The 25,715-nt window shown below is 43.7% G+C and carries 23 protein-coding genes; 17 read left to right on the forward strand and 6 right to left on the reverse strand.

Features of this window, described 5'->3' with window-relative positions:
* Positions 1 to 70: 70 nt before the first annotated feature.
* Positions 71 to 5,152: an AAA family ATPase gene (locus MKY14_RS27785; protein ID WP_340977807.1), complete on the forward strand. Its 5,082-nt coding sequence runs from the start codon at positions 71 to 73 to the stop codon at positions 5,150 to 5,152.
* On the forward strand, positions 5,149 to 5,802 hold the full coding sequence (locus MKY14_RS27790) for a response regulator transcription factor (RefSeq protein ID WP_076282182.1): 654 nt from the start codon (positions 5,149 to 5,151) through the stop codon (positions 5,800 to 5,802). Before MKY14_RS27785 ends, MKY14_RS27790 begins: the two co-directional genes overlap by 4 nt.
* Positions 5,803 to 5,814: 12 nt before the next feature.
* Here the strand turns inward: MKY14_RS27790 and MKY14_RS27795 are convergent, their stop codons facing one another.
* Together MKY14_RS27795 and MKY14_RS27800 are read right to left on the reverse strand one after the other, a co-directional pair.
* Positions 5,815 to 6,243 (reverse strand): DUF2752 domain-containing protein, encoded by a 429-nt coding sequence (locus tag MKY14_RS27795; protein WP_340977811.1) that lies wholly within the window; start codon positions 6,241 to 6,243, stop codon positions 5,815 to 5,817.
* Positions 6,206 to 6,544 carry a DUF4234 domain-containing protein gene (locus tag MKY14_RS27800; protein ID WP_051491231.1) on the reverse strand — a complete coding sequence of 113 codons (339 nt, stop codon included), beginning with the start codon at positions 6,542 to 6,544 and terminating at the stop codon, positions 6,206 to 6,208. The genes MKY14_RS27795 and MKY14_RS27800 overlap by 38 nt, the downstream gene beginning before the upstream one ends.
* A gap of 221 nt (positions 6,545 to 6,765) precedes the next feature.
* Between MKY14_RS27800 and MKY14_RS27805 the strand changes: the two genes are divergently transcribed.
* Positions 6,766 to 7,107, forward strand: a complete 342-nt coding sequence (locus MKY14_RS27805) for a zinc ribbon domain-containing protein YjdM (RefSeq protein WP_036682263.1) — start codon at positions 6,766 to 6,768, stop codon at positions 7,105 to 7,107.
* A 55-nt stretch (positions 7,108 to 7,162) separates the two neighbouring features.
* Here the strand turns inward: MKY14_RS27805 and MKY14_RS27810 are convergent, their stop codons facing one another.
* Positions 7,163 to 8,827, reverse strand: a complete 1,665-nt coding sequence (locus tag MKY14_RS27810; protein ID WP_340977814.1) for a histidine kinase N-terminal 7TM domain-containing diguanylate cyclase — start codon at positions 8,825 to 8,827, stop codon at positions 7,163 to 7,165.
* Positions 8,828 to 9,111: 284 nt separating this feature from the next.
* On the opposite strand from MKY14_RS27810, the gene MKY14_RS27815 reads away from it, so the two are divergent.
* The 9 genes from MKY14_RS27815 to hmpA all read left to right on the forward strand — a co-directional run bounded on the left by MKY14_RS27815 (position 9,112) and on the right by hmpA (position 17,632).
* Complete coding sequence (locus MKY14_RS27815) at positions 9,112 to 10,170, forward strand: LLM class flavin-dependent oxidoreductase (RefSeq protein WP_076191595.1); 1,059 nt, start codon at positions 9,112 to 9,114, stop codon at positions 10,168 to 10,170.
* Between the two features lie 55 nt (positions 10,171 to 10,225).
* The gene (locus MKY14_RS27820; RefSeq protein ID WP_076191597.1) at positions 10,226 to 10,690 is read left to right on the forward strand and encodes a RidA family protein; all 465 of its coding nucleotides are present in this window, start codon (positions 10,226 to 10,228) and stop codon (positions 10,688 to 10,690) included.
* A gap of 177 nt (positions 10,691 to 10,867) precedes the next feature.
* Entirely contained in the window at positions 10,868 to 11,902 is a 1,035-nt protein-coding gene (locus tag MKY14_RS27825) for a C40 family peptidase (RefSeq protein ID WP_076181856.1), read from the forward strand.
* Between the two features lie 141 nt (positions 11,903 to 12,043).
* Entirely contained in the window at positions 12,044 to 13,051 is a 1,008-nt protein-coding gene (locus MKY14_RS27830) for a sigma-70 family RNA polymerase sigma factor (protein WP_340977819.1), read from the forward strand.
* A 112-nt stretch (positions 13,052 to 13,163) separates the two neighbouring features.
* A complete protein-coding gene (locus MKY14_RS27835; RefSeq protein WP_076124136.1) occupies positions 13,164 to 13,859 on the forward strand; it encodes a response regulator transcription factor in 696 nt (231 codons plus the stop codon).
* 108 nt (positions 13,860 to 13,967) lie between these two features.
* Positions 13,968 to 14,819, forward strand: coding sequence for a M15 family metallopeptidase (locus MKY14_RS27840; RefSeq protein ID WP_076124134.1), 852 nt, complete (start codon positions 13,968 to 13,970; stop codon positions 14,817 to 14,819).
* A gap of 65 nt (positions 14,820 to 14,884) precedes the next feature.
* Positions 14,885 to 15,340: a VanZ family protein gene (locus MKY14_RS27845; RefSeq protein ID WP_340978070.1), complete on the forward strand. Its 456-nt coding sequence runs from the start codon at positions 14,885 to 14,887 to the stop codon at positions 15,338 to 15,340.
* 38 nt (positions 15,341 to 15,378) lie between these two features.
* A complete protein-coding gene (locus MKY14_RS27850; protein ID WP_036682251.1) occupies positions 15,379 to 16,215 on the forward strand; it encodes a YitT family protein in 837 nt (278 codons plus the stop codon).
* 208 nt (positions 16,216 to 16,423) lie between these two features.
* A complete protein-coding gene (gene hmpA / locus MKY14_RS27855; protein WP_340977820.1) occupies positions 16,424 to 17,632 on the forward strand; it encodes an NO-inducible flavohemoprotein in 1,209 nt (402 codons plus the stop codon).
* A gap of 63 nt (positions 17,633 to 17,695) precedes the next feature.
* Here the strand turns inward: hmpA and MKY14_RS27860 are convergent, their stop codons facing one another.
* Both MKY14_RS27860 and MKY14_RS27865 read right to left on the reverse strand, forming a co-directional pair.
* Positions 17,696 to 18,802: a PdaC/SigV domain-containing protein gene (locus MKY14_RS27860; RefSeq protein ID WP_340977822.1), complete on the reverse strand. Its 1,107-nt coding sequence runs from the start codon at positions 18,800 to 18,802 to the stop codon at positions 17,696 to 17,698.
* Positions 18,803 to 18,987: 185 nt separating this feature from the next.
* Positions 18,988 to 19,836, reverse strand: coding sequence for a metallophosphoesterase (locus tag MKY14_RS27865; protein WP_076124127.1), 849 nt, complete (start codon positions 19,834 to 19,836; stop codon positions 18,988 to 18,990).
* A 108-nt stretch (positions 19,837 to 19,944) separates the two neighbouring features.
* Here MKY14_RS27865 and MKY14_RS27870 point away from each other — a divergent pair, with 108 nt between their 5' ends.
* The 3 genes from MKY14_RS27870 (at position 19,945) to MKY14_RS27880 (ending at position 22,385) form a co-directional block, all read left to right on the forward strand.
* The gene (locus tag MKY14_RS27870) at positions 19,945 to 20,766 is read left to right on the forward strand and encodes a methyl-accepting chemotaxis protein (RefSeq protein WP_036682244.1); all 822 of its coding nucleotides are present in this window, start codon (positions 19,945 to 19,947) and stop codon (positions 20,764 to 20,766) included.
* An 80-nt stretch (positions 20,767 to 20,846) separates the two neighbouring features.
* A complete protein-coding gene (locus MKY14_RS27875; protein WP_038573810.1) occupies positions 20,847 to 21,125 on the forward strand; it encodes a hypothetical protein in 279 nt (92 codons plus the stop codon).
* A gap of 138 nt (positions 21,126 to 21,263) precedes the next feature.
* Positions 21,264 to 22,385 (forward strand): nitric oxide synthase oxygenase, encoded by a 1,122-nt coding sequence (locus tag MKY14_RS27880; protein ID WP_339245449.1) that lies wholly within the window; start codon positions 21,264 to 21,266, stop codon positions 22,383 to 22,385.
* A gap of 124 nt (positions 22,386 to 22,509) precedes the next feature.
* Here MKY14_RS27880 and MKY14_RS27885 read toward each other — a convergent pair whose 3' ends face one another.
* The gene (locus MKY14_RS27885) at positions 22,510 to 23,151 is read right to left on the reverse strand and encodes a TetR/AcrR family transcriptional regulator (protein WP_076124124.1); all 642 of its coding nucleotides are present in this window, start codon (positions 23,149 to 23,151) and stop codon (positions 22,510 to 22,512) included.
* A 187-nt stretch (positions 23,152 to 23,338) separates the two neighbouring features.
* Here MKY14_RS27885 and MKY14_RS27890 point away from each other — a divergent pair, with 187 nt between their 5' ends.
* Complete coding sequence (locus MKY14_RS27890) at positions 23,339 to 24,091, forward strand: SDR family NAD(P)-dependent oxidoreductase (protein ID WP_038573803.1); 753 nt, start codon at positions 23,339 to 23,341, stop codon at positions 24,089 to 24,091.
* 163 nt (positions 24,092 to 24,254) lie between these two features.
* Entirely contained in the window at positions 24,255 to 25,670 is a 1,416-nt protein-coding gene (locus tag MKY14_RS27895) for a hypothetical protein (RefSeq protein WP_076278256.1), read from the forward strand.
* The last annotated feature ends 45 nt before the right edge of the window (positions 25,671 to 25,715 follow it).

Below are 25,715 nucleotides of genomic sequence, written 5' to 3' on the forward strand. Positions count from 1 at the left end.
ATGTTATAATGGCTTTAACTACTTTGTGAGATTGAGTATTCTGTCTAATTGTAATTAGGGAGTGCTGTTGATGTTTGAATTGCCAGGATACCAAACCTTAGATCTGATAGATAATACCGCAGATATCAGGTTATACAGACTCCTACGTCAAGAGGACGGCCTAAGAGTTATCGCTAAGACAACAATAGGAGAATATCCGGGAGCTGCCATGGTCGATGCTTTTCGTCATGAGTATGACATGCTTAAGCGACTTTGCGGTCGTGGTGCAATAGAGCCGTACAGTTTGGAAATTATGGCGGACCGACCAGTCCTTCTCTTAAAAGATATAGAGGGGAGTACCCTTGGGCAGATCCTGCGTATGCCTGTTAATTCACTGGGTCTTCCAGCGCTAATTCGAATCGCTACAGCTATTGCTGATTGTCTTATGCAAATTCATCGTGAAAAAATAACACTAAATGAACTAACCCCCGCTCATCTAATCGTCAATCCCATTACTTTTGAAGTGAAATTTATTGATATAAGAATGTGTTCTACCGAAAACACCACGAGTCCTTTGTCACCGTTAGGCGGCCGGCCCGATGTTCTGCTTCCTTATATAGCTCCAGAACAAACGGGACGAACCGGAGTCAAACCGGATTACCGTTCTGACTTTTATTCGCTGGGGATCATCCTGTATGAATGTCTCTCGGGCAGCCGCCCCTTTGAGCTGCATGATGTTGTTGATATTGTATATCGTCATCTTGCAGATACACCTGAGCCTCTGCACCGCAGGTTCCCCACTATCCCTCTATCGGTCTCTGATATTGTTGGTAAATGCATGGAGAAAATGCCTGAAGCGAGGTATGCCAGCGCGTTTGGTATTAAATCGGATCTTGAGGAATGTCTATCCCGTCTAGAAGAATCCGGACATATTGAGCCTTTTCCACTAGGAAGCTGGGATATCCCAGAGCGCTGGATGGTATCAGGACGCTTCTATGGAAGACATCTTGAGCAACAAAGCTTAAGAGAAGCACTGCAACGAGCATCACAAGGTGCCGTAGAGACGGTTTGGATTAGCGGGGAGAGTGGTATCGGCAAAACAACCTTTCTGAAGGAGACCCTTACAAATACAGTCTCTTTGGATGGTTTCTTCGCCAGAGGCAAATTCGAATCCCGACATACCTCACTCCCTTATGGCATCTGGCATCAAGTCATAGAAGAGTTGGTTAGTCAGCTGCTGATGGAAACAAAGTTGCAGGTGGAGGTTTGGAGGCTGCGTATTCTACAAGCAGTGGACAATTACGGTCAGTTGCTGATCGATTTTGTTCCTAAGCTTGAACTCTTGATTGGCCTTCAACCCTCCGTGCCTCCACTGCCACCGCTGGAAGCTCAGCATCGCTTTCAATTAATCATGAGCCGATTTATTCAACTCTTTCCTCATGAGGATCATCCTTTGATCTTGGTATTGGATAATTTGCAATGGGCTGATGATACGTCGCTGCAATATCTCACTTCGCTTATAGAGGATACAGCAACGACTCATCTGCTAATCGTGCTTTCCTATCGCAATCGGGAGATTACAAGGCTGCACCCGCTCAGTAGGCTGGAAAAACATCTGATTGACCGCAACGTAGCGATGAGCAGAATTTCTTTACAAGCGCTTGAACTCACCGATTTAAAACAACTGCTACTTGATGTTATGCGTTACGAGGCAGCTGACTTGGACGAGCTGGCGCGCGTGCTGATTCATAAGACAGATGGAAACCCGTTATTTATTAAGCAATTCCTTCAAGATTTGATAGATGATCAGCGAGTGGAATTTGATGAGAATATTCGAAGCTGGAAATGGGATCTCCAGCGTATTACTGAATTGAATGTACCCGATAACGTAGCTTCATACCTTTCAAGTAAATTGCAGCAATTTCCTGAACAGACGGTATATGCACTTAGCAGAGCCGCATTTGTAGGCAGCCTATTTGATTTACGTACACTTGCTGATATTACGGAGACACCGATAGAGACATTGAACGATGCGTTGGCGGTTGCTGTACATGGGCGCTTGTTGCAGCCCGTTAACGGGGAGGAATATCCGCATTATAAGTTCCAGCACAACCGCATTCATCAGGCAGCATATACTTTTATTTCCGAAGAGGAGCGTTCCGAGCTGCATTGGAGGATTGGTCTTTTATTGCTAGGCCGCAACCCGCTAAGTGAAGGAACGACCCTATTTGAAGCTGTCCATCATTTGAATCAGGCACTTACATGGTTAGACCGCCCTGAAGAGAGGCTTCAACTAGTAGAGCTGAACTTACAGGCAGGGATAAAAGCGAAGCAAACAACCGCACATGAGACAGCCTTGCAATATATGCTTCAGGCAACGTCATTATTAGAGGAGCAGAGCTGGGAGGCGCATTATGGGCTGACCTTCCGGGTATTCCGTGAGAGGGCGGAGCTCGAATATTTATGTTCCCATTTTGATACGGCTAATGAATTATTCCATCTGTTGATTGATAAAGCTACGACAAATATGGATAAGGCTTACGTCTACGTAATGAAGGTGCAGTTGGAAGCAAGTAATGATAACCATGAAGAGGTGATCTCCTTAGGCCAGCATACCTTATCGTTACTGAAAGTGAAGCATCAATTTGATCCTGGTTATGCTCAATTGACGCTTCAATGGTTACGATTGCGGCATAGACTCAAGAAGGTCTCACTCGAATCGCTTACTCTTTTACCTCCAATGACTGATGAAGCACGTAGAATCGCAATGTCTACTTTAGATCATTCAAGCAATGCTTGCTTCTACGTCAATCGAGAAGGGTGGCTTGCTTCTTCCTTCACCATGATTGAATTAACGCTTGATTATGGGATGACTCCGGAGGCTTCCATTGGATTCATAGGTTATGCAATGTTTCAATATTATTACTTCCGTAATGATGAAGAGACATTCAAATGGGCCATGCTGGCGTTCAGCTTATCCGAACCCTATCCGAAACAGCACATGACAACCTTAGCCGCGTTCGCCATGTGCTACGATAGCTGGCGGCATTATGATCCTGCTATGCTCCATACATTTACCGAGAAGGCTGGTAAAGTGGGACTGGAATCAGGTGACTTATGGAAGGGCAACCAGAATGTGCTGATCAACTGTGCCTCCCTTTTGCAATTTGGTTATCCTCTCGGCGATATCTATGAGCGATTAATTACTCATTCCGGAGATTTGCTGCGCCATAACAACAGTCTCCATTGTAAGCAGGCTATTGTAGCGGCGGCCATTCTTGTTCGACTGACAGGTTATCGCTCTATAGATGATCCCTTTCCCATCGCGGAGATTAGCGAGCCTGCTTTTGCACAGTCGGTTCATGGGGACACCTTTGATTTTATACAAGAAATGGTCTGGATCTATCAATATTTGACGGGCTATCTATTTGGGGAATACCGAGAAGCCAGTGAGGCATTAGCCAAATCAGCGGCCATTATAAAATCACGCGAAGATGGCCTAGACAGTCCCATGCAGATCATGTATGAATGTTTAGTCTGGGCTCAGTTGCATGAGGAATATAACGCTGAAGAGCAACGTACATATCGGGCAAAAATGCGTAAATGCTTGAAGAAAATGAAAAAGCTTGCCAGGCGTTGTCCGGGGAATTATCAGCATAAATATCTGTTAATGAAGGCTGAGTTAACTCGTCTATCGCGAGATCCCCGCCAAGCTGAAGCATTGTATGAGCAATCCATTGAGAACGCTCGGATCCACGGTCATATTCACGATTTAGCGATGGCAGCGGAATGTTACGGTAAATATGGGCTTCGTCATGGCAAAATGCATCTGGCAAGAATCTATATGACTGAGGCCTATGAGGCTTATCTGCAATGGGGCGCAAAGGCTAAAGCGGCTGACCTGGAGCAGCAGCACCGCCATTTGCTGCATATTAAACGAGAGCCCGGGCTCGATCGTGTGGATTCCCTTTCTGTGGTAATGTCTGCCCAAGCATTATCGGGCGAGATGGAGATGAGCCGATTATTGGCCACGCTGATGCGAATCATGCTCCACAATGCTGGGGCAGAATATGGGGCTGTTATTTTTGATCATGACGGCAAATGGATGGTGGAAGCTTATGGGACCTCAGAAGCCCAGCATATCGAATCTGTTCCACTTGGGGAAGAATCGGGGTTGGTCCCGGCAGCGATTATAGCTTACGCGGCAAGAACACAAGAACAGGTTGTATTACATGATGCACTCAGTGAAGGAATATTTACACGTAATACTTACGTTAGGAATAATAGACTGAAATCGGTTCTATGTCTCCCCATCATGAATCAGAATAAATTGGTTTGCCTGCTCTATTTGGAGAATAATCTATCGCCGGGTGTATTTACTCCAAGCAGACTCGATGTGCTCAAGCTGCTTGGTTCACAATGCGCAATCTCAATCGCTAATGCCAAGCTGTATTCGGGAATCCAATATCTCAAAAAAAATCTGGAGGATCAGGTGGTAGAAAGAACTCGTAGCCTGGAGCGTTCGATGCGTGAAACATCTGCGGCTTTGGCCGAAGCTACTGTTTTTGAGGAACGCAATCGTATTGCCCAAGAGATTCATGATATTGTCGGGCATACCCTTACATCGACGATTCTGCAGATTGAAGCTGGCAAGCGGCTGCTTCAGAAGAAGGAGATAGACAGCGGCTTTCAGCGTCTGGCTGAGGCCCAGGATCTTGTGCGGCATAGCTTGAATGAAATCCGCGGCTCTGTCCATATGCTGAAAGAGGACAGGTATTCTGATCTAACCGTGATGCTGAAGCAGTTGATTCGAGATACAGAACGCAATGCAGGCGTTGTTGTTCATGCAGTTATTTACGATCTGCCGGAAGCCATGTCAACAGCCTATAAAAAGGCAATCTATCATGCTTTGCAGGAGGGCTTAACTAATGGGATCAGACATGGGAAGAGTGTGGAGTTCCATTTTAGTCTGGAGTCTGTTGGAGCGAACTTGCAGTTTAGACTCAAGGATTGTGGGCTAGGGATGGGTCCAATCGTGATGGGATTTGGACTTAGGACGATGAAGGAACGGGTTGAGCAGCTGGGAGGCAGCTTATCCATCGATTCAGAAATGGATGAAGGCTGTTTACTGGAAATTGATCTGCCCATGCGAAGGGTTGTGGATAGAACATGAGTAAAATAAAAATTGTAATTGCCGATGATCAATTGTTGACGCGGGAAGGACTTCGCACCATTTTGGATCTGGAAGATGATATGGAAGTGGTTGGTGCTGCCAAGAATGGAGAAGAAGCTTGCGAGATGGTTGAGGCACTCCAGCCTGATCTGGTGCTGCTTGATATTCAAATGCCAGTTATGGATGGCCTTAGCGCCTTGAAACGAATAAAGCAGATTCGCCCGAACATCTTCATTCTGATTCTGACTACTTTTATAGAGACTGATTATATTGTAGAGGGGATGGCCTACGGAGCAAGCGGTTATATGCTGAAGGACATGGACGCAGATAAAATGATCGCTTCGATTCATGATACGTTATCCGGGCAATTTATTCTGCCAGCTCTGGTAGCAGCCAAACTGGCATCGAGGATGAACAGGTTAACAGAGGACTATGAACACTGGCAAAGATCGGGTCTGGATCGTATCAGTCTGACAGAACGGGAAGAGGAGCTGGCACAGCTCATTATCCGGGGACTGAATAACCGTGAAATCGCCGATACATTACATATTGCCGAAGGTACGGCGCGTAATTATATTAGCAATCTTTACAGCAAATTAGAAGTGGTTGATCGGGCCCAAGCGATTGTGCGACTGCAAGCTATTTTGTAATAGTTGTTGCTGTTAACGAATTACTGTCGGGGCCAAATATTCAAACAGCGGGAGATTCCTCAGTATTCCAAATGTAACGGTCAGAATCAACATTATAGCCATAATTGCCTGGCTAAGAGGCCGGATTTGCTTCTTATTATTAATCCAATACAACATATACAGAGGTGCTAAAATAAACAGCAATGGGTTAAATCTAAACGCTTGAATAACGTCGAACTTCAGCAAGGAAAGAATAACTCTTGTGACTCCACATCCGGGGCAATACAATCCAGTCCATTCATGAAATGGACAAGGGATACTAATATTGGTTAAGGGTATCCATGCTTTGAGATATACTACGCCGACGAGACTTAAGGACACACCCCAAAATAGTTTAGGATGTGTCCTTTTATAAATCGTAAACTTATACCAGTTTATTAACATCGGATTGTACCAAGGCATACGTGACAATACCCAGACCAAAGAGTGTCAGGATCACATAAAGCACTGAATTATCTGACGGGTATTGGCCGCGCTGTCTTTGAGCTTCAGCAATATGTTTACCTACCTGATAGGCCCAAATGAAGCTCCAGATCCCACACGTAACCAACGTTAAAAGAAAATGTTTTCCTCCTGTAAATGTATAGTCTCCACTCAGTTCGCCTACCTCATTGGTTAGAACAATAAACCAATATATTGTATAGAGCCCACATGTAATTAATGACAAAATAATGGCGAATGCAACACTTCTGCGACTTATCATTACTCACTCTCCTATGTATTTACATAAAAATTCGACATTTCCATCTTATTGAATTAGGGAAAAATATACAAGACAATATTTGAGAATTACTGTCCGCTGTCGAAATCTAGACAAACTTACTGCTGATATCTAGTGGAAACCTTACCAAATATGAAATATACTTTTGAGGCTATGCACTGGAACCACAACTAGATTTACATTAACGAATGGAGGACACTTTGATGTCAACTTTGCCAAATTGCCCGAAATGTAATTCAGAATACACTTATGAAGATGGTAGTTTGCTCGTCTGCCCGGAATGTGCGCATGAGTGGAGCCTCGACACAGAGGCTGAAAGCAGTGAAGAGAACAAGGTTGTCAGAGATGCCAACGGAAATATTTTAAATGATGGAGATGCTATAACTATTATTAAAGACCTTAAAGTAAAAGGAAGCTCATCCGTTCTGAAGATAGGAACAAAGGTGAAAAACATCCGTTTAGTGGACGGAGATCATGATATTGATTGCAAAATCGATGGTTTTGGAGCTATGAAATTAAAGTCCGAGTTTGTTAAAAAGATCTAAAAAATAAGAATCAGCTTAACTTCAACAGAAGTAGGCTGATTCTTTATTTTAAACGTTATCTATTAATCTCAACAATCTGATTTCGTCCGGCATTTTTTGCTTGATATAAGGCTTTGTCCACTGATTCGAATAAATCATTTAGTTGATTGGTCAGGCTTTCTGTATATTGTGCTGCAAAATTACTAATGGACAGCAGTCCCATACTAACAGTAATCGAGAGGGAATGAGCAACATCCTCTACATGTACTTTATTAGCTTCTATTATAGATTTGATATGTTTTGCTAAGTGGTTTGCTTGTGTTTGATCTGTATTTGGTAAGTAAATGATAAATTCTTCTCCGCCATAACGCGCCAGAACATCCGTCTCCCTCAACGTTTTCTTAATTACCTCTACCGTGCTGCAAATGACGACATCACCGATTAAATGGCCGTAATTATCATTCACTGTTTTGAAAAAGTCGATATCCAGAAGGATGATAGCAAAAGGCTGCTTGAGTTTCATATTTTCTATGATCTCATGCTCTAAGTGCAACGTTAAGTAATGACGATTATAACAACCGGTTAGGCTATCCGTTATGGCCATCTGCTTAAGTTTTTGGTTAGTCTGCGATAATTCATCCTGGATTTCAGTTAATGTAGCATTACGCTCTTGCAGGGTCTCGTTCTGGTGATTGGTCTCGGCTATGAGGCGATGCAGCTCGCTTCTGTCCTGAAAAGTGAGAATGCGTCCAACCCTGATTCCACCTACCACAATCGGCGCCGCAGTAATGTTAATGTATGCATCGAGTGAGGTGTAGAATAGTTCAACCTCAGTCCTCTCCATGGGCTGGTTCAAGTATGTATGAAGGAATAAATCGAAAGCTCCGGAAGTTTGCTCTATGGGTGCGATGGTCGACACGTCAAAGTGAGCACCGATTTGCAGATGGATTTTTGGAAAAAGCGAGCGATTGATTTCTACTACAGTCTCACTATCATCCAGTACAAGAATTCCTTCTGTAATGGTGTCAATGATATCCTGATGGGCGATGGTTACGAGATCAAATATTTTATCCCGATGGATAGCAATTACGAAAAAGATTGCCGAGATTAAGATCCCCAGAGAGGTCAGCCCTGGAATAACTGGATCAGATTTAAGCAATACCACATTAAGAAAAACATCCAATAAAATAAATACCGTTAGCACCAGCACCCCTTTGAGCACATGAGCAACTTGTTTTTTGATCCGCTGTGTAGTGTTTGAGACTAGCGCTGAATAGATGATATACAGAGAAATCATTACGCTGGTGGTTAAGAAGATAATAAGCAGCCAAAAAATCGGACCATAATATCTTTCGATATATCCGCCGTTCATAGGGAGAACAAAACTTCCGTTTGGATTGGCGATCACCCCTACTAAGATCAAAGCTGCGAGAATGTATAGGATCAATGTGTTCTTTTTTCGAAGAAGATGTGAATTCCCGGTGAGTAGTACCGTGAACAGAAGCCAGCCAATCGTTAACAGAACCGAGTCGATAAAAGCGAGCTTTACATAAAACAATTGAAACTTGGGATCGTCGGTCGTTTTGATAGCGAATTGGCAGAAGGGCCATAACATCATAGTAAAATGAAAAACTAAGTATGCTTTATGTAGGTTAGTGATAGTTACAGACGCAAATATGTAGATGAACAAAGCGAACAAAACAAAAAATAATAACAAATCAATCCATGTCATGATATTCATTTCAGTGACACCTTCTCCCACCCGGTTAACAGTTCTTTCATGTTACCTTGAATTTTATTCGTTTGCCATATGATTATTTGTTCTACGACAACCGCTATTTGTTTAAGAGTCTTTCAACATATTCCTTCAAAATCCTCTATTTGTAAGCGTGGTTTTGCAAATTTTAAGGATGAGTTTCCCGGGAAACTGGGGTTGGACAGAATGACTAGCTTTTTTAACCTTAACTTGTGTTATAATCAAACAAACAATTTAAAGAGGAAATTATAGTTAAGGGGGATTTGTAAGTGGAAATAGGAATAAGCACGTTCGTAGAAACAACACCGGATGTTCAGACGGGTGAAGTGATAAGTCATGCGCAGCGATTGCGCGAGGTTGTAGAGGAGATTGTGCTTGCAGATCAGGTGGGTTTAGATATATTTGGCGTGGGCGAACATCATCGCAAAGATTATGCGGCGTCTTCTCCAGCAGTTTTACTGGCTGCGGCGGCCTCACAGACGACACAGATTCGGCTAACCAGTGCGGTTACAGTACTTTCCTCTGATGACCCCGTACGTGTGTTTCAGGATTTCGCTACCCTGGATGGAATCTCGAATGGACGCGCAGAGATCATGGCAGGCCGGGGTTCTTTTATTGAATCGTTCCCGCTGTTTGGGTATGATTTGAATCATTATGATGAGCTGTTCGATGAGAAGCTGGACTTGCTGCTCAAAATACGGGAATCCGAAAAAATAACCTGGAGCGGCGTGCACCGTCCTGCCATTAATAATCTGGGGATTTATCCGCGTCCCGTGCAGAATCCATTGCCAGTATGGATTGGCAGCGGAGGAAATACAGAATCCGTAATTCGTGCAGGTCTACTAGGGTTACCGCTTGTGCTGGCTATCATTGGCGGCAGTCCGCTACAGTTTGCTCCGCTCGTGAAGCTCTATAAGAAGGCTGCAGCGCAAGCGGGACATGATGTATCGAAGCTGCCCGTTGCTTCGCACTCGCACGGCTTCATTGCAGAGGACAATCAGCAGGCTGCCGATATGTTCTTCCCTTCTACACAAGCTAGTATGAATGTTATTGGCCGGGAACGCGGATGGGGTCAATACACCCGTGCAAGCTATGATGCGGCGCGTAGATTTGAAGGTGCCTTGTATGTAGGTGACCCAGAGACCGTTGCTGAGAAAATCATTCACCTGCGCAAGCAAGTAGGCATCACACGTTTTATGCTGCATGTGCCGCTTGGCACAATGCCTCATAAGGATGTAATGAGAGCCATTGAGCTATTGGGTACCCAAGTAGCACCCATTGTTCGCGCTGAGATATCGAGATGGGAAGCAGAGGTTGAAGCTAAGTAGTAACTATGATCTTACTTAATTATTGAAGCTGTTGATAATGGAGGAGGAGATGGATATGACAGAGCACACTATAGCGAGCAGACTCGAAGCATTAGGGGTTGTCCTGCCCGAGGCTAGTGAACCGGCGGCAAAATACGCTAACTACGTAATTGTTAATGGTTTATGTTTTGTGTCGGGAAAAGGACCAGCGGGCCATCCCAAAGGGAAGCTGGGACAAGATTACACTACCAAGGAAGGCTACCATTTTGCACGTTTAACGGGTATAGAAATCCTTGCCGTCCTGAAGACAGCTTTAGGTTCTTTGGACAAAGTGAAAAGAGTAGTCAAAATTCAAGGCTTCGTTAATGCAGATCCCCTTTTTGAAGAACATCATAAAGTGCTTAATGGTTGTTCAGATTTAATGCTTGAGGTGTTCGGAGACAAGGGTGTTCATGCTCGTTCTGTATTGGGTGCTGTTTCTGTAAGGGATAATCTTCCGATCATTATTGATTCCATTTTTGAAGTTGAGGAACCTGTCTAGCCGGCTCCATGAGGCATATTTAAAAAGAGGACTATGATACCGAAAGGTGATCGTAGTCCTCTTTTTTTTAGGTGCTTATGCCGAAGGCAGATGCTTACCCCAAAATTTGTAACAAAACTAATCACCCTTTTTTTAGTAACAATAGGTGTACATATCAATCAACGAGGTGATGACATCATGAAATTTCAAAAGAAAGCTATGTTACTTTTACTACTTACATCTATGCTCTATACTGCTCCGGCCTATGCGGCGACAACGCCTCAGACTCCGGTTACAGCCGTTTATCTGGATGATCAACAGCTACAATTGGGGGCTCAGCCCTTGTTAGTAAACGATACAGTACTAGTCCCTATGCGCAAGTTATTTGAAGCTCAGGGGGCAAAGATTACTTGGAATAATGATACCAAGACCGTTAAGGCAACCAAGGGAGACCTGGTGCTGACCTATCATATTGGTGATCAGGCAGCGAATAAAAATGGCCAGTCCTTAAGTGTAACGGTTCCCGGCCAGATTACCGGCGGTTATACGATGATGCCACTGCGTTTTGTCAGCGAAGCTTTGGGCAGCACTGTGAAGTGGGATACCACTACTCGCGCCGTTCGTATCTACTCGGCAGTGGATTACGATACGACAATTCTGTATGGGGTTAACCTGCGAAGTTTGCCAGACTCGTCAGCCCAATCAACGGTGCAGCAAATGTTGTCAGCAGGAGATAAGGTACATGTGGTTAGAGAAGTAGATGCTTTATGGTTAGAAGTACGAACACAGGATAACAAGAGTGGCTATATATCTGCTAAACCCAAATATAGCAATTATACGAGTGCTGCACTTGTAGAGCGGCAGGGAAGCGAGTTGCTTGCTTACGGAGAAAAATATCTGGGAACACCTTATGAATTTGGTGCTGCTACTAACCAGACGTCTACCTTTGACTGTTCTTCTTTTGTAGGACATGTATTTAAGGATGTGTTGGCAATTGACCTGCCACGTGTCTCTTACAATCAGGCCAAAGAGGGCAAAGAGGTTGGAATTAACGAGCTGCGCAAAGGGGACCTGTTATTCTTCAGTGCACGAGGACTCGATATTGGGCATGTAGCGATTTACGCGGGAAATAATCAGATCCTACATACGTACTCCAAGGAGCTTGGCGTTCATTATGAAGCCTTAAGTGACAAGTGGAAGAAACGTTTGGTCACGGCTCGCAGATTGTTTTAGCTAGGTAATAATTAGGCTATAATTATCACGGTGTAGAAAAGTTGAAATCCCCTCTCCATTAAAATTTATTTGCAGGCATAAAGACGGTTTTTTAGTCTCTTTTCCGTCTATGTTATGAGCTTGATGATAAGGAGGAAAATAGTGACTTGTACGGACGCAGAACTGGTAGATAAGGTGTGTAAAGGTGACATGGATGCATTCAGTGTACTTATCGGCAAATATTCCAATGCAGTATACGGGGTTGCTTATGGTAAATTGGGTGATTTTCATACCGCACAAGACATTGCCCAAGAGGTTTTTGTTAAAACCTATCGCAAATTACCTGACTTAAAGGAGCCTGAGAAACTCGCCAGTTGGTTATATGCGGTTACTGCACGGGAATGCATGGATTGGTTTAGGTCAAATAAAAAGAAAACTGCTTACGAATTCATGCAAAAAATGGAGGTTCCGCAGCCAGAATCTACCGAAGATCAGCTGCTCAGAAAAGAACTCCAGCAAGATGTGTGGAAAGCCTTAAACACCCTATCAGAAGCTAACCGTATAGTCACAATTCTCTACTATATCGACAATTACAAGGTTAGGGAAATCGCCGATTTCCTTGATTTATCCAGCGAAGCTGTTGAGAGTAGACTCCGCAGATCAAGAGCGATCTTAAAAAGGGAGATGTTGAGTACAGTGAATAATAATCTTAGTGAAAACAAATTACAGGACGAATTTAAGAAGAGAGTCTTTCAGGATGAAAGAATGACTGAAACGAATTTTCGTCGTGTGGCTATGGGCCAGAGTGAATTTGATGATATTGATATGCATAAAACAAACTTCTCCAATGTAAATATGGAGGGGACCGGATTCGATAATATTAATATGAGCAGTACTACCTTTAATGACATCAATATGCATTCTGTTAAGTTTAATGAAGTGGGGCTGTGGGAAATAGAGGTTAGTAATAGTGAACTAGGGGAGGCTTATTTCCACGATATTCATTTGTACGGTAAAGGCAATAAGTTTGAGCGATGCCAGCTGAACGGGACATCCTTTGTAGATTGTGATCTTTCGAATGTAGATATAAGAGACTGCAATCTTTCAGGCGTCACAGTAAATGGGATTTCATTAGAGCTATTGTTAGACAGCTATAATAAAAGGAAATAGACTATATAAATCATAGATTTAATCGGAAACCACTTCTTTCTAGGAGTGGTTTTTGAGTTTAGGGTATAATGGATGAAGAGTGTACAGCACAACCTATAGGAGTGAAAAATAGATGAAGCGCATCACCATTTTAATTGCGGATGATGAGGCGGAAATTGCCGACTTGGTGGCCTTGCATTTGCAAAAAGAGGGGTATCATATCCTCAAAGTGTCCGATGGAAGGGCAGCGGTACAAGCCATTGAGTCGCAAACGATAGATTTGGCGATACTGGATATAATGATGCCGGGGCTGGATGGTTACGAGGTCACCCGCCATATTCGGGAGCATCATCATCTGCCGATTATTTTTCTGAGTGCTAAAACTTCCGATCTTGATAAAATCACCGGACTGGTTATGGGCGCAGATGATTATATGACCAAACCGTTTAACCCAATGGAGCTGGTCGCCCGGGTCAATTCCCAGTTGCGGCGCTCCATACAATTCAGTCAGCCCGCAGCCATACCTAAATCGGTGCTAGAGGTTCGGGGATTGATGATTTCACCGGATGAGCATACGGTTACTCTTTATGGTGAGGTTATTGAGCTAACTCCAAAAGAGTTTGATATTTTGCACTTATTGGTCAGCCATCCTAAGCAGGTGTTTAGTGCGGAGAACATTTTTCAACAGGTGTGGGGCGATGCTTATTATGAGAGTGGGAACACGGTCATGGTGCATATCCGTACCTTGCGCAAAAAGCTCGGTGAAGACATCAATAAGAATAAATTCATTAAGACGATCTGGGGCGTTGGATATACTTTTAATGGGTAAAGCCAGTGAAATTTATTTATTTTAAGAAAAACTTTATATTTGTCCCGCCTTTTCTTTAAAGTGTCTTCGTTATTCTATTCCTATCAAGGAAATGGGAGGACATTGCTGATGAAGAAGTGGGGCTTTTTGGCGTTGGTTGTGTTGTTGCTGGGGTATGCAGCGGCTCGTTATTTACCGAATACGGGTAATTTAGGATACGATGATAAGATTCGCAAAGAATCTATTAGAAATAACAATAGCTTAGAGGTAGTAACACAAGATCAAGTGTATCAAGGGGATTTGTTGCTGGTGAACAAACAATACCCGGTACATGAGGATAGTGTGAAGTCTGATATCGTGACCTTATATGAGCAGGCGGATCTGGTGCAGGGTTATGGGCTGCTGGATACCTCGATTCGTTTGTCTGAAAGTGTAGCGCATAAATTCAATAAGATGGTCAAAGCTGCCGAAAAAGAGGGTGTGAATCATTTTTTAATTAGCAGCGGGTACAGGGACTTTGAAGAGCAAGAGAAATTATATCAGGAAAAAGGTTCGGACTATGCTTTACCGGCGCAATATAGTGAACATAATTTAGGATTATCTCTGGATATCGGGTCGTCCCAATCAGAAATGAGTAAAGCGCCTGAAGGAAAATGGCTGCAAAAAAATGCCTGGAAATACGGCTTTATTCTCCGCTATCCGAAAGACAAAACCGAGATTACGGGGATAAAATATGAACCCTGGCATTTCCGTTATGTAGGGTTGCCGCACAGCGCCATTATTCATGAGAAGGGGCTTGTGCTAGAACAATATTTGGATTTCTTGAAAGAGAACAAAGAGATTTCAACAACAGTAGACGGCAAAGCTTATACAGTAAGTTATTTTCCGGTATCCAAATACACTACGATCAAAATTCCACAGGAAGGGCAATATATGACGTCAGGCGATAACATGGATGGCATAATTGTTACTACATATTAATGACTAAAGAGCCGAAAAAAAAGTCTGCTATAAACCTTTTGCTGGCAGCGATATTTATCGTCTATATGTATTTTTTAATCCGAATTATTTTATTTAAAGGTGCACCGGTGAACTTATTATCGCTTTGGGAGCAAGGTGGACGTATGTTTGAACATCCAGACCGGATTTTTAATCGGCGAGGCAACTATATCCCTTTTAAGGAGATCTCCCGGGGGATGGACGAGCTGTCGCTTTCAGATCCTTTTTCATCGATTAATTTAGTAGGGAATTTGTTAGCCTTTATTCCGTTTGGGATCTTGGTGCCCATGCTGTTATCGCAAAAAGTAAGGCTGTTTCGAAGAGTTTTCTTCCTCTCGCTGGCGCTGAGCTTCTGTTTTGAATTCACACAATTAGTATTGTATATCGGCACCTTTGATGTGGATGATCTTATTTTGAACACTGGCGGCGGGGTGGCTGGTTACTGTATCTATAGACTGTTGACTTCTTTCGGATGGATTGCATCTATATCAAAGCGGTGTTAGTATTTGTGGATATAGATCTAGGGTAGAAGGGGCATGGTATGAAAAAGCGTATTTCGGATATTGTTTCCATCATTGTAGGAGCTTTGTTATTCTCCTTGGCCGTTAATTTGTTTGTGATTCCGAACGAGTTCGGTGAAGGCGGGGTCACGGGACTGACTATGATTACTTACTATTTGTATCAGTGGTCACCCGGTATTGTTAGCTTGATTCTTAACGCTTTATTATTAATTGTGGGGTACAAATTTCTAGACAAAACTACGACGGTATACACGATTATTGCGGTGTTTTTCAATTCGTTATTCCTGATTCTTACGAAAAATTGGAATATTGGCAGCGATGAGTTGATAATTAATGCAATATTCGGGGGTATCTTCTCAGGTGTGGGTATCGGGCTAATTATACGAGTGGGTGGAACGACTGCAGGGTCAACCATCATCGCCAGAATCCTACATAAATATTTGGACTGGAATGTTAGTTACGCGCTACTGCTCGTCGATTTAATTGTGGTGTTCGCTTCGTATTTCATCATTGGAGTACAAAGTCTGATGTTTACGATCGTGATGCTCTATGTAGCCACTAAGATAATGGACTTTATTATTGAGGGAGTGAACCCTAAGAAGGCTGTTACGATTGTATCCCAAGAGCAGGACAAAATTGCTGAACAGGTTAATGGAATTATGGATAGAGGCGTCACAGTAATATATGGCCGTGGGTACTATACCAAGACACCTAAAGAGCTGCTGTATATTGTGATTAGCAAGCAGGAAGTGACTATGCTTAAGAAAATCGTCAAATCCATTGATAAAGAGGCGTTTATTACCATCCACGATGTACGAGATGTATTCGGAGAAGGTTTTGTGGAGTTGTCAAAATAATAAGATAAAAAGCTATCCCGGAAGCTATAATGGCTGCTTGGATAGTTTTTTTGATTTCGGGTACGTTATTGTGATGGATATCATTGCAATTATTGAATCGTTCACATTTTTTCAATTTCCCGTGTGATTGAACGCACACTATGGGATGTTCAGCTTCTATATGCTTTTTATAGAGGAATTAATTTATTGCAGGAAAGAGGGTATTTAGATGTTAGATCAACAAACCATTGAAATCATAAAATCAACGGTGCCCGTATTGCAGGTTCATGGGAAGACCATCACAACTACTTTCTATGGCATGTTATTTGAAAATCATCCGGAGTTACTAAATATATTTAATCATGCCAACCAACGGGAAGGTAAACAGCAGACTGCACTTGCTAACGCCGTACTCGCGGCGGCAATGAATATTGATCAGCTGGGAAATATTTTGCCTGTGGTAAAACAGATTGCGGAGAAACATCGGGCATTGGGCGTATTACCTGAACATTATCCCATCGTAGGTGAGACTTTGTTAGCTGCTATTGGGCAAGTACTTGGCGATGCGGCGACGCCGGAAATTATTGATGCTTGGGCACAGGCGTATGGCGTGATCGCAGATGCCTTTATTGGTGTCGAAGCAGAGAAGTATCGTGAAGCTGCCGAAATTCCCGGGGGTTGGAGTGGATTTAGAAACTTTGTGGTTACTAAGAAGGTTAAAGAAAGTGAACTTATTACTTCCTTCTACCTTTCTCCTGAGGATGGAGGGGCTATAGCTTCTTACTTGCCGGGTCAATACATCACGGTTCGTGTTCAGCCTGAGGGCGAGGAATACACCCATGTTCGCCACTATAGTTTGTCCAGTGCGCCGGGACAGACGTATTATTACCGCATCACAGTTAAACGGGAAGGTGAAGGGCCGGATAAACCGGCTGGAGTCGTATCTACTTTCCTTCATGATGTCGTACAAGTGGGAGCTATATTGGAAGTAAGCTCGCCAGCAGGTGATTTCGTACTAAATAAAGATAGTGATCGTCCAGTGGTTCTTATCAGTGGTGGGGTTGGACTAACCCCTATGGTAAGTATGCTGGAGACATTAATTGCTACGCAGCCAGAACGAGAGGTAACGTACATTCATGCAGCCATCAATGGAAGCTTGCATGCTATGAAAGAAATGGTGGCGGATTTGGAGCAGTCCCATCCTACCCTACGATCCTATGTATGTTATGAAACTCCAAGTGAAGGAGATACGTTCCATAAAACAGGTTATATTGATCTAGCTTGGTTGCAAGAAGTAACAGACGTAAACTCTGAATTCTATTTCTGCGGACCGACTCCTTTTATGAAGGCGATATATAAGGCTCTTAAGGAATGGAAGGTGGCTGAAGACAGAATTCATTATGAATTCTTCGGCCCGGCTGGAAGTTTGGAAGCCTAAGCTGTAAAACCAAAAGAGCGTCCCAGTCCTAATGACTGTGACGCTCTTTTTTACAATAGAAGTTTATTTGAAGGCAGCGAATGGGTTAGTTCCCTTTGGTAATATTGAACTGAAATTAAAGGTGTACGTAGGAATTCCAGCCGCATAAGGGGCAATTTCGTACTGTTGGTAGAAGATTGCAAGGCCACTCTCGGAAACGTAGAAGTTTGGTTTTTCTGTTAGTCCGCCAGGTGTATCTGGAAAAGCTAGCTCCTTGGTGCTTTCCTTCAACATTTTATCTAATTTTTGTTTGTAGTTTGGCTCTGCCTTCAGCAGGTCCTTAAGTTCAATTGGTTTGCTGTCTTTCAGCGAGAAGGTAAATCCTTCACGAAGGGCTCCACCATGAGCTCCACCAGTATAGCCATATTGATCAGTCACGATGCTCAGAACCCCTTCACGGTTAAAGGAGACAACAAAAGTTTGAGAGAAGTCATATTTATTCTCTATAGTACCATCTCTACGGCTAGCCTGTTCTTCACTCTCTGCGACGAATTGTTCAGCTTGCTTTTTGAAGATCGCATTAATCTTAGTCTGCACTTCATCCGTTAAGCCACTGATTTTGGGATACTGTACTTTGATACTGGCATTTTTATTGCTCTTATCTAAGGTTTCAGAGGTGATTTTGATGTCATTCATTACTTTTTTACTTAGATCAAGTGATTTCAATGAAGGATTATAAACGCCTTGCACTCCTAAATAGTCAGACAAGAGTTTGAACGGAACATAAATCCGGTCGTTGATGACCTTCACATCATGACTGCCGGTCATGCTATAAATGTAATAGCCATTCAGGGTTGTACTAACACCGTAATCTGAGACCTCCATGTCCAGCTTCATGGAATCGCTGCCTACACTATAAGTTTTGGTGCTTGCATTATAGTTAATGGAGAGGCCAAAAGCATCCCGTAGTACAGTTAAAGGGATCATGGTGTTGCCGTTTACTATTTTCGCTTGCTGCGATAAGGTCTGGCCTTTATATTTAAGCACTACAGAGGGTTGCTGTGCGGCTTGTTTTACCGTATTTCCTCCGGTAGTTGCGGCTTGAACTGAAGTTCCTCCTACTAGTCCCGACCCTCCAAGCAATACTCCAGCAGCCAAGATGGCTGAGGTCCATTTCATACTTTTATTCATAACTTAATCTCTCCTTCCCAAGGATGGGCTTATGTAGTTGCAATATGATATTTTTTCCTCTATCACTCCTACAATTATACCTAGGTCCCAAATAGATTTGATTACAAAGACGGTTACAGTGTTGTTGCATAGATATGCAAAAGGTATATACTTTTTAACCATTTTGTACGATTAAGACACTAGCATTAAGAATGTAAAGTAATTACGGTGAGCTCGGGGCGACAATTAAAACGAACAGGCATACGAGTTACTCCTATCCCGCGAGTGGTATAGACCTGAAGTTGGCTGTTGGGCAGTTGATATAATCCACTTGAATATTTATTTCCGTGAGGCGGGGTATATAAAGCTCCGACAATTGGAAACCGCACTTGGCCTCCGTGACTATGACCAGACAATTGCAGATCTATAGGCAGCTTGCAAAAGTCATCGGCGAAATCAGGTTCATGGGCAAGGAGAATTGTGCAAGCCTCTTCCGGGATATGAAGCAGCGCTTGGGCGATGTCTGCTTTTCCGACCCAAGGATCATCTATTCCGGCAATATAGAGCTTGTCCGTACCTTGGGTTAAGACGATATGTTCATTATGGAGCACGTGGAAGCCCGATTGTGTTAGCCCTTTCGTTACAACCTTTCTGGTCCCAAAAGCATCATGATTGCCTAATACTGCAAATTGTCCAAAAGGAGCCCGCAACTGAGAGCACAAGGCTACGGCTTCTGAAATATAATCGGCTGAATGATCTAATAAATCGCCGGTGAAGCAGATCAGATCTGGCTTTACCTGTTGAATTTGCTGCGCTAGCTCCGTTAAAGCTTGCGGCTTGGAATATACCCCCTGATGTAAATCGCTAAAATGAACGATACGAAATTTATCGAAGGCTGGAGAAAGTCTAGGGAGTGTAATATCTACGTATTTGATTTCCAGCCAGTAGGGTTCGATCCAATGTGAATAGATGCCGGATGCACCAGCTGTTCCAAGAAGGCCTAGAGTTACTTGAGCGCTTTTCTGTAGAAATTGTCGTCTGCTAATAGTATTCATAAACAAATCCTACGCGGGGATTGTTACTCTACTATGACAATATTCATTTAATAACCCATTGTGACGATAAAACTACATATACATTTTTTTTATATGGGAGATGAAGAGATGAGTATTATCGATGCCTTAGTCCTCGCAGCACCTTATTTCAAAAAGATTCACTCGCAGGATATTATGATTGGAATCACGGACAGGGAGATCTTCCATTATTACGCACCGAGTAAAGTTATTGATCTCGGATTGGTTAAGGGTAACCCTATCCCGCCTGAAGATCTGTCGCTTTCAAATGGACTGAAAGGTATAGCAAGCTCTAACCGAATCCCAGCAGAAATTTATGGAGCTCCTGTAATCTCAACATGTGTACCTATCTACGGAACGGATGATGATGTAATCGGGGTTTTTGCCATTGCCTATACACTAGAGAACGAGAATAAGCTTGAAGGATTCACAGATGAGATTAATGAGATAAGCAGTCATCTAATGGAGATGGTGCAGAGCGTAGCTGCCCAATCTCAGGAATTATCAGCAACCTCGCAGCAAATATTAGATAATACGCGTAGAGCCGTAACAGAATCACAAGAAGTGAATAAGGTTGCCGGCTTCATTCGTGAGATTTCTGAGCAGACGAACCTGCTTGGGCTGAATGCGGCAATCGAAGCCGCGCGTGTAGGAGAGCAAGGGGCAGGTTTTGGGGTGGTTGCTACGGAAGTACGCAAACTGTCCGTTAACACTAAAGAAGCAACCCATAATATTGAAAAATCACTGAGTGATGTTCAAAAGTCCATTAAGCAAATGGAGCAAGAAATTGAAGCGATCTCTGCTTCTTCACACTCACAAGCAGAATTGGTCACTGAATTCAGCGGTGTCATTGAGCGCCTGAATAAAGCGAGTAATGAAATGACGTCCTTTATGCAATCCATTATCCAGTAGATAGTGAATGCATAAGATGACTTCACCCAAACCATGCTAGAAGAGAACAGGCGCATTTCAGAAGGGAGCGTATTTCATTTATGAAACAACCCGATTCCAGTCTGCAAGCGAATGACAATGTAACTCAAGCCAAAAATTCTTTGGGCAAGCTTCATTTCTCTGTCTCTCAGGCACTTAGTCATCCAACAGAACAGACTTTGGCACAGGCTGAGAACCGCCTGGCACATACTGAGCAGGCGATTCAGCAAGCTCAGGACTGGCTAGGTCCTCAAGGTGTGGAGTTGGCTGAAGAACTGTTGACCGAGGATAAGAGCAGACTTGCCTCATTGAATAAGCAAGGGAAACGTTCAGAGCGCTAAATGTTCCTGCCACAACCTGTGAAGCTCCAAGCTTCACGGGTTGTTCTTATGCGCTTTTCCCTGAAAGATGTGGCATAGGAAGAGGGATGTTATACTGGATTGGAGTTTAAGCAAGGGTTTAGATGGGGGATAAGGGATATGAATGGCAAGCACATCGAAGAATTAACCCGGCAGGCGGAAGCTTTCATTCGACAATGTTACGCTGAACTAGATAAGTCTGAAGCCGAGACGGATCATCGCATCCTAGCCGTACATGAGGAAATTAACCAATCAGGCAGTTACACACATACAACGGAAGAATTAGCGCATGGTGCAAGAATGGCCTGGCGCCATAATAGCCGCTGCATTGGGCGTCTTTTTTGGCAATCCATTGAGCTAATCGATGAACGCCAAGCAGAGACTGAGGAACAAGTTGCTGAAGCGTTGCTGCGACATCTGGAAAAGGCGAACAACGGAGGACGTATTCGTTCACTCATCACGGTTTTCCGCAGCGGAGAAGATCCGAATCAGCGGATTCGGATCTGGAACCACCAATTGATTCGTTATGCCGGTTATCCTGGCGATGAAGAACACGGACGTGCAGGCGATCCGGCATCGGATGAATTCACAAAAATGTGCCAGCAACTAGGTTGGCAAGGAACGGGTGGCGATTATGATGTGTTGCCGTTAGTGATCAGTATTGGCAACGGGCATCCCTACGTTTTCCCTATTCCTGATCACTTCATTCAGGAGGTACCGTTAACACATCCTGAAATTGAACGTTTTGCTGAGCTTCAGCTTCGTTGGTATTCTGTACCCATTATCGCGGACATGCAGTTGGAAATTGGCGGTATTCTGTACACGGCTGCTCCTTTTAACGGTTGGTACATGGAGACTGAAATCGGCTCGCGTAACTTGGGGGATACCGGACGATACAACACTTTGCCAGCTATAGCTGATGTGATAGGACTGGATCGCTCCAGCAACACAACGCTTTGGAAGGATCGGGCGCTTCTTGAGCTGAATCGCGCAGTGCTGCATTCCTTCAAGCAAGCAGGTGTCAGCATCGTGGATCACCATACAGCAGCAGATCAATTTGTTCGATTCCAGCAACAGGAGAACGAGCAGGGGCGCCAAGTCTCAGGGCGCTGGTCCTGGTTGATTCCGCCTATGTCACCCTCGTCTACACCGATTTGGCATGATCGTACGTTAAAAGAATATGATTTCAGCCCTCGTTTTCTTTATCAACAATCACCCGTCGCAACCTGCCCATTTCACTAGCTAACGAAGGCAGTATATAGGTCGCAACTTGAATCTGGATAGAGGCAATTTCCTTGGAAATGTCTCTTTTTGTTTTGACTATAGAAAAAGCGCCAAGTTCCCCTCCTAAGGAAACTGGCGCTTTTTAGGCTTTTAAATGATCCAGAAAAATTTGTTTAAGCAGCTCAAGCTGATCGTCGGAGTCTAGATCCGATTCCAGCAGGAGAATGTTTTTTTTCATCGTTAGTTTTCTGGAAAAGAGGGCAAAGCTATTCATGAGCGTAATTAAGGTCTCTTTTACGGGGAGACCCGCACGAATAGAGCCGTCTTCTACCCCATTTTGAATGATCCTGGAGTATTCATGCCAAATTTTGCGGTTGAGTGCATTGAAGCTCAGAACATCCTCAACAGGTTCATTTGAGTGTGAGGCGTAGCTTTCGAAATTGACCATAAAAATAATACTTAGATGATTTTGATCCTGAATAAAGAAATCAAATAATTTCTCGATTTGTTCAAGACAAGTAAGGGGCAAGTCAGCTACGTATTTAAAATGATCGAGCATAGGCTCCAGCATTCGGGTGGCTACAGCCACTACGAGTTTTTCTTTTCTGGGAAAATAGCGAAATAACGTCGCAATCCCGATATTGGCTTCGCTTGCGACATCTTGCATCGTCGACTTTTCGATTCCTTTTTGTGATAATACTCGTTCTGCGGATTCGAGGATCGTAATTAATCGTTGCTGCTTACCATCGGATCTTTCTTTTTCGTATCGTGTTTTAGGATTCATGAGGGCTAGACCCTTCCATTTTTTGATTGGGATTTTCAATTATTAGTATTATATCCACCGTTTATTGGATTAAGCAAGGAGTGGTTGTAGTTCTTTTGTAAAAATGATATGATGTATATCACAGTGATAGTGTGACTATCATCACTCAAATATTATATCACAATATGATTATAGAGGAGACCTAATTATGAATCGTCTAACTAATAAAGTAGCAATTATTACAGGTGCAGGCAGCGGCATGGGCCGTGAAGAAGCCCTTTTATTGTCCAAAGAAGGTGCTACAGTTGTAGCCACTGATATTAACGAGGCTGCCGTACAAGCAGTTGTGAAGGAAATTGAAGCAAATGGTGGTCAAGCAGCAGCTTATGCACATAATGTGGCTTCCGAAGAAGACTGGATCAAGGTTGTAGAAGATGTGATTAGCAAGTTCGGGAAAATCGACATTTTGGTAAACAATGCAGGGATCTCATTCCCGGTTCAATTGCTCGAATCCACTGTTGATCAATGGAACAAGGTAATGAACATCAACGTGAGCAGCGTATTCCTTGGCATGAAGCATGTTGTTCCTCAAATGAAGAACAATAAAGGTGGTTCCATCGTTAATATTTCATCCATCGCAGGTTTGACTGGCAGCAGCGGTGCTGGTGCTTATACAGCTTCAAAAGGTGCAGTTCGTATGCTTAGTAAAGCAGCAGCTGTAGACTTTGGTAAAGATAACATTCGTGTGAACTCTGTTCACCCAGGATTTATCGAAACCCCAATGAGTGCTGAATTTGTAAATAACGAAAAAATGCATAGCTTCTTTATGTCTCAGACTGCGCTGCCACGTGTTGGACGTGCTTCTGAAGTAGCTGAAGCTGTATTGTTCTTGGCTTCTGATGAAGCTTCTTACATTACAGGTGTTGAGCTGCCGGTTGATGGCGGAGTTGTAGCTAAATAATAATCTCTAATTAAGAAACATTAAGAAGCCGTCCCATACGTAGATTTTCTCTACGCGCGGGACGGCTTCTTTTGCTGTTTTAGGCCCATTTCTACTGAACATTAGCCTACACCCCTGCATACCATATAGCACTCGGATAGTAGGAGAAGGGTGTGGTGCAGAGATGGGCATCCAGTTAACAGCGCTCCATTATGTATATCTGGCATTTATCGTATTTATAATGGCACTTCTGATCAAGAGACGGGACACAACGATGATCTGTATTGCGGGCATCTTTGTACTTGGGTGGTTAGCCACAGAAACTGTCAGTGGTTCGGTCACAGGTGTATTCAACTCTTTTGTATATGCAACCAAGGAGCTAATGGGTACGATCATGATTATTTCGATCATAGTAGCCATGAGCCGGGTATTAACACGCACGGGGATTAACGAAATCATGGTTGCTCCACTTACCCGCTTTTTGCGCACACCGTTCATAGCCTTTTGGGGGATCGGTCTGATTATGATGGTCACCTCATGGTTCTTCTGGCCTTCACCCGCAGTGGCCTTGATCGGGGTTGTGCTGCTGCCGGTTGCCATTCGAGTGGGACTGCCGGCTCTTGGAGCGGCGATGGCAATGAATTTATTTGGCCACGGGATTGCGCTCTCAGGTGATTACATTATTCAAGGTGCACCTAAACTAACAGCAGATGCGGCCGGACTTCCGGTGACCAGTGTCATGGAGGCGAGTGTTCCGCTTGTAATTGTTATGGGCGTGGTGACTACGATAACGGCGTATTGGATGATGCGCAGAGATCAGAAGAAGGGAACTTGGCGAGACGGTCTTATTGCCGGGAAAAGTGCCGTGAGTGCGTTATCTGCAGAGAATGATACGGCAGAAGATCCAGCGGTGATTCATCCAGCATTGAAACAATGGCTGGCCATCGCCATTCCCATCCTGTTTTTAGCCGATGTAGCAGGCATGTTTCTGCTCGATTTGCAGGGTGGAGACGCAACTGCCTTAGTTGGTGGTACTGCGGTGTTCATTCTGGTTGTAGTAACCTTGTTGGCACATCGTAATAAAGGATTGGAGCAAGTAACTACTTATCTGATTGATGGACTTACGTTTGGCTTCAAAGTATTTGGTCCTGTGATACCGATTGCCGCTTTTTTCTATCTGGGGGATTCGGCGTTTGCTGAATTATTCGGCAAAGTGCTGCCCGCCGCATCTCAGGGGATTGTAAATGATCTAGGGGTCGCTCTAGCTCATAACGTTCCTCTGAACGGTGCAGTGGGTGCTGTGACCGCAACTATAACCGGAGCCATTACAGGCCTAGATGGTTCAGGGTTCTCGGGCATTTCACTTGCCGGGTCTATTGGGAAATTGTTTGCGGTGGCCACACATTCCGATGCGGCGACTTTAACTGCGCTGGGTCAGGTAGCTGCCATTTGGGTGGGTGGAGGCACGCTGATTCCGTGGGCATTGATTCCGGCGGCTGCTATTTGCGGAGTAAGCCCTTTTGAGCTGGCAAGACGGAATGTTAAGCCTGTATTGATTGGGCTGGTAGTCACGACGATTGTCGCCATGTTTCTGGTGTAGAGGTTGGATAACTATAGGAAACTAAAAAAAGGCTGCCGAGAAGAT

The sequence above is a fragment of the Paenibacillus sp. FSL R5-0887 genome, assembly GCF_038002305.1.
GTDB classification, from domain to species: domain Bacteria; phylum Bacillota; class Bacilli; order Paenibacillales; family Paenibacillaceae; genus Paenibacillus_AQ; species Paenibacillus_AQ odorifer.

Excerpts from the sequence above, each read along its gene's own strand:
- MKY14_RS27785 (WP_340977807.1), top strand. The coding sequence starts at position 71 with ATGTTTGAATTGCCAGGATACCAAACCTTAGATCTGATAGATAATACC.
- MKY14_RS27790 (WP_076282182.1), top strand. The coding sequence starts at position 5,149 with ATGAGTAAAATAAAAATTGTAATTGCCGATGATCAATTGTTGACGCGG.
- MKY14_RS27795 (WP_340977811.1), bottom strand. The coding sequence starts at position 6,243 with ATGCCTTGGTACAATCCGATGTTAATAAACTGGTATAAGTTTACGATT.
- MKY14_RS27800 (WP_051491231.1), bottom strand. The coding sequence starts at position 6,544 with ATGATAAGTCGCAGAAGTGTTGCATTCGCCATTATTTTGTCATTAATT.
- MKY14_RS27805 (WP_036682263.1), top strand. The coding sequence starts at position 6,766 with ATGTCAACTTTGCCAAATTGCCCGAAATGTAATTCAGAATACACTTAT.
- MKY14_RS27810 (WP_340977814.1), bottom strand. The coding sequence starts at position 8,827 with ATGAATATCATGACATGGATTGATTTGTTATTATTTTTTGTTTTGTTC.
- MKY14_RS27820 (WP_076191597.1), top strand. The coding sequence starts at position 10,226 with ATGACAGAGCACACTATAGCGAGCAGACTCGAAGCATTAGGGGTTGTC.
- MKY14_RS27825 (WP_076181856.1), top strand. The coding sequence starts at position 10,868 with ATGAAATTTCAAAAGAAAGCTATGTTACTTTTACTACTTACATCTATG.
- MKY14_RS27835 (WP_076124136.1), top strand. The coding sequence starts at position 13,164 with ATGAAGCGCATCACCATTTTAATTGCGGATGATGAGGCGGAAATTGCC.
- MKY14_RS27840 (WP_076124134.1), top strand. The coding sequence starts at position 13,968 with ATGAAGAAGTGGGGCTTTTTGGCGTTGGTTGTGTTGTTGCTGGGGTAT.
- MKY14_RS27845 (WP_340978070.1), top strand. The coding sequence starts at position 14,885 with ATGTATTTTTTAATCCGAATTATTTTATTTAAAGGTGCACCGGTGAAC.
- MKY14_RS27850 (WP_036682251.1), top strand. The coding sequence starts at position 15,379 with ATGAAAAAGCGTATTTCGGATATTGTTTCCATCATTGTAGGAGCTTTG.
- hmpA (WP_340977820.1), top strand. The coding sequence starts at position 16,424 with ATGTTAGATCAACAAACCATTGAAATCATAAAATCAACGGTGCCCGTA.
- MKY14_RS27860 (WP_340977822.1), bottom strand. The coding sequence starts at position 18,802 with ATGAATAAAAGTATGAAATGGACCTCAGCCATCTTGGCTGCTGGAGTA.
- MKY14_RS27865 (WP_076124127.1), bottom strand. The coding sequence starts at position 19,836 with ATGAATACTATTAGCAGACGACAATTTCTACAGAAAAGCGCTCAAGTA.
- MKY14_RS27870 (WP_036682244.1), top strand. The coding sequence starts at position 19,945 with ATGAGTATTATCGATGCCTTAGTCCTCGCAGCACCTTATTTCAAAAAG.
- MKY14_RS27875 (WP_038573810.1), top strand. The coding sequence starts at position 20,847 with ATGAAACAACCCGATTCCAGTCTGCAAGCGAATGACAATGTAACTCAA.
- MKY14_RS27880 (WP_339245449.1), top strand. The coding sequence starts at position 21,264 with ATGAATGGCAAGCACATCGAAGAATTAACCCGGCAGGCGGAAGCTTTC.
- MKY14_RS27885 (WP_076124124.1), bottom strand. The coding sequence starts at position 23,151 with ATGAATCCTAAAACACGATACGAAAAAGAAAGATCCGATGGTAAGCAG.
- MKY14_RS27890 (WP_038573803.1), top strand. The coding sequence starts at position 23,339 with ATGAATCGTCTAACTAATAAAGTAGCAATTATTACAGGTGCAGGCAGC.
- MKY14_RS27895 (WP_076278256.1), top strand. The coding sequence starts at position 24,255 with ATGGGCATCCAGTTAACAGCGCTCCATTATGTATATCTGGCATTTATC.